Source organism: Pseudomonas fildesensis, assembly GCF_001050345.1.
GTDB lineage: Bacteria > Pseudomonadota > Gammaproteobacteria > Pseudomonadales > Pseudomonadaceae > Aquipseudomonas > Aquipseudomonas fildesensis.
The window spans coordinates 1-2,526 of record NZ_LFMW01000033.1; the positions used below are offsets into that span (position 1 = coordinate 1).

Annotated in this window: 2 protein-coding genes; both read left to right on the plus strand. The window is 63.3% G+C overall.

Features of this window, described 5'->3' with window-relative positions; translation table 11 throughout:
* Window positions 1-770: phosphopantetheine-binding protein (locus ACR52_RS27250; RefSeq protein WP_048731277.1), on the plus strand; the 770-nt coding region annotated here is incomplete at its 5' end.
* A gap of 3 nt (window positions 771-773) precedes the next feature.
* The coding region (locus ACR52_RS27255; RefSeq protein WP_048731279.1) for a condensation domain-containing protein at window positions 774-2,526 on the plus strand (1,753 nt) is incomplete at its 3' end.

Below are 2,526 nucleotides of genomic sequence, written 5' to 3' on the forward strand. Positions count from 1 at the left end.
CCCGGGGTTACCTGGAGCGTCCGGCACTGACCGCCGAACGCTTTGTGCCGGATCCGTTCGGCAAACCCGGCAGCCGCGTGTATCGCAGCGGCGACCTGACCCGTGGCCGTCCGGATGGCGTGGTGGATTACCTCGGCCGCGTTGACCATCAGGTGAAAGTCCGTGGTTTCCGCATTGAGCTGGGCGAGATCGAAGCGCGGCTGCGCGAACAAGACAACGTCGGTGAAACCGTAGTGATCGCCCAGGACGGCCCGACCGGCAAACAGCTGGTGGCCTATGTGGTGCCGGCAGACGCTAACCTGACCGACCAGGCCGAGTTCCGCGAAACCCTGCGCCGCGCCCTGAAAACCCGCCTGCCGGATTACATGGTGCCAACCTACTTCATGTTCCTGGCGCAGATGCCGCTGACCCCCAATGGCAAGCTCGACCGCAAGGGCTTGCCCGAGCCGGATGCGAGCCTGCTGCAACAGACCTATGTGGCCCCCGAAACCGAGCTGGAACAGCAGATCGCCGCGATCTGGGCCGAGGTGCTGCGCTTGCCGCAGGTGGGCCTGAACGACAACTTCTTTGAAGTGGGTGGCCATTCCCTGCTGGCGATCCAAATCACCTCGCGGGTCCAGGCCGAACTGGGCCTGGAAGTGCCGCTGGTGGAAGTGTTCCAGACCGAAACGCTGCGCGCCTATGTACAGGCCGCAGCGACCTTGCGCGCCGGCAGCGCGGAAGATTTTGATGATCTTCGTGACTTTTTGAGCGAACTAGAGGCGATTTGAACCATGCTTTCCAACCCAAATATCGATCTGGTTTCGCGTTTTCTTCGCCTGCCTCTGGAACAGCGCCAGCAGTTTTACCAGCGCCTGCAAAGCCGCGGCATGAGCTTCGCTCAACTGCCGATTGCCTCGGTCCGCGAGGACGGCCAGAAGCTGCCGTTGTCCTACGCTCAGGAGCGCCAGTGGTTTCTCTGGCAGTTGGATCCGGACAGTGACGCTTATCACGTTCCCGGCGCCCTGCGCCTGAGCGGCCAGTTGGACAAGGCCGCCCTGCAACGCAGTTTCGACACCCTCGTGGCACGTCATGAAAGCCTGCGTACGCGCCTGCACCTGGACGCCGAGGAGCGCGTCCAGGAAGTGTTGGCCCACGCCGTGATCGAGATCGCTGAAAGCGCGGTCGACGAGACGCAGCTCAAGTCTCGCGTCGAAGCCGAAATTGCCCGTCCCTTCGACTTGCAGCAAGACCCGTTGCTGCGGGTTAGCTTGCTCGCAGTGAGTGCAGAAGAACACGTGCTGGTACTGGTGCAGCACCACATCGTTTCCGACGGTTGGTCGATGGGCGTGATGGTGCAGGAGCTGATGCAACTTTACGCCGCCTACAGCCAGGGCCAGGACTGTGCATTGGCGCCGCTGCCGATCCAGTACGCCGACTACGCGCTGTGGCAACGCAGCTGGATGGAAGCGGGGGAGAAGGCCCGGCAACTGGTGTACTGGCGCGAACTGCTCAGCGGCGCGCAGCCGGTGCTGGAGTTGCCGTTCGACCAGCCGCGCCCGGCGCAACAGAGCTTCCGCGGCGCGCGCCAGGACATCGCCCTGGAGCCAGCATTGGTTACAGGCTTGAAAACCCTGGCCCAGCGTGAAGGTGTGACGATGTTCATGCTGCTGCTGGCCTCGTTCCAGGCTTTTCTGTACCGCTACAGCGGCCAGCAGGATATTCGCGTCGGCGTGCCGATTGCCAACCGCAACCGTGTCGAGACCGAATCGCTGATTGGTTTCTTCGTCAATACCCAAGTGCTCAAGGCCGACCTCGATGGCCAGATGAGCTTCGCCCAGTTGCTGCAGCATACCAAGCGCCGGGCGCTGGAAGCCCAGGCCCATCAGGACTTGCCCTTCGAGCAATTGGTCGAGGCGCTGCAGCCGGAACGCAGCCTGAGTCACAACCCACTGTTCCAGGTGATGTTCAATCACCAGGCCAGTACTCAAGCAGCGGCGCACCCACTGCCGGGCTTGCGCGTGGCCAACCTCGAATGGGACACCCACAGCGCCCAGTTCGACCTGAGCCTGGATACCCAGGAGAGCGGCGACGCTATCTGGGCCTCCCTGACTTACGCCACCGACCTGTTCAGTGCAGGCACCGTGGCGCGCATGGCCGAGCACTGGCTGAGCTTGTTGCGTGCCGCCGTGGCGAATACCGCATTGCCCTTGCAGGACCTGGCGACACTCAACGCCGATGAGCGCGAGCAGATCCTCTCTCAGTGGAACGCCACCGAGCGCGACTATCCGCAAGGGCAGTGGGTGCATCAGTTGTTCGAGGCCCAGGCGCTGGCGCAGCCGGATGCGCCGGTATTGCGCTTCAACGAGCTGTCCCTGAGCTATTCCGAACTGAACCGCCGCGCCAACCGCCTGGCCCATCGCCTGATCCAAGCCGGCGTGGGGCCGGACGTGCTGGTAGGCCTGGCGGTAGAGCGTTCCATTGAAATGGTCGTGGGTCTGCTGGCTGTGCTCAAGGCCGGTGGTGCCTACGTGCCGCTGGACCCGG